The sequence below is a fragment of the Thermogutta sp. genome, from assembly GCF_014359955.1.
Taxonomy (GTDB): Bacteria; Planctomycetota; Planctomycetia; order Pirellulales; family Thermoguttaceae; genus Thermogutta.
The window spans coordinates 1-1244 of sequence record NZ_JACIYL010001046.1 but is presented as its reverse complement, the minus strand read 5'-3'; the positions used below and the strand labels follow the sequence as shown (position 1 = coordinate 1244).

General features: G+C 56.6%; 1 protein-coding gene. It reads left to right on the top strand.

Annotated elements, in window-relative coordinates:
• Positions 1-468: 468 nt before the first annotated feature.
• Positions 469-1244: DUF6288 domain-containing protein (locus H5U08_RS19265; protein ID WP_297036942.1), on the top strand; the 776-nt coding region annotated here is incomplete at its 3' end.

Below are 1244 nucleotides of genomic sequence, written 5' to 3'. Positions count from 1 at the left end.
AGTTCCCGACAACGCACTCCATTCCCAGTTACTTTTTGAAGCGTGGCGACGGGATTTCAAAACTCCCAAAGAAACTGGCACAGATAGTTTGCCCTGCCATTTCAGGCCGAGCTGTTACTCATTCGACAGGCGCGAGAACGGGCTCGCCGAGATTAGAACCGCAAGTTGACTATTTGCCCACCATGTAGAACACCCTGGCGGGAAGGGGCAAACACCCCACCGAATCCCAATCTGAGCTCTCCGCTGGCAAGTACTCGACTCGGCCAGCGACGCAGACTATCCTTGACAGATGCCCGCACAGACGTGATGCCGCTTGATGAAACGGCCTCCCCTACCCCACGTTTTACCGCGTCTGGGAGCCCTCCCCGTTGCAGAAATGAGGGTCACGAATATCGGGGGCTATCAGCACGGCCCACGGTTAATAATCATGTTCGGTGAAGTATTCCGACGCCCATGGGGAACATCGCAATGCATCGAAAATGGCAACATCTTTGCTGGATCGTTCTTTCTCTTGCCCTGATGCCTGGCGGAGCCCATCCTCGGCAAGTGGTAGCGGCCCCCACCCTACCGATCCCGGATTTCACAAAGGGGGACAAGATTCCCGAGGGAGCGGTGCACGATTGGAACCTGGGTCCCACGGGCGCCCGAGGATGGATGTATTCCGATAAACTCGTTACGACGGATGCGCGGCAAATTCTCGTCACTGCAGTAGAAAAGGGGTCCCCGGCTGACGGAATTCTCCAGGTGGGCGATGTCATTCTGGGAGTGAGCGGCAAACTCTTCTCATTTGATCCTCGCACCGAGCTCGGAAGGGCGATCACCTTTGCGGAATCGGAAGAAGCGGGTGGGGTGTTGCGCTTGCTGCGCTGGCGGGCCGGGACGACTACCGAGGTGGTCCTGAAACTCCGGGTCCTTGGCAGTTACAGCCCCACGGCCCCCTACGACTGCCAGAAATCACGGCGAATTCTGGAACAGGGCTGCGAAGTGCTGGCCCGCCGTATAGCGGATCGGTCCTATCGCCCGAACACGATCGTACGCTCATTGAATGCTCTGGCTCTGCTGGCAAGTGGAAAACCGGAATATTTGCCACTTGTGAGAAAAGAAGCACAATGGGCCGCCAATTTTTCGGCGAATAGCTTTCAAACATGGTACTACGGATATGTCATGATCTTCCTTGCTGAATACAAATTGGCCACCGGCGATGAGTCTGTCATGCCCGGGCTGCGTCGGATAGCGCTGGAGTC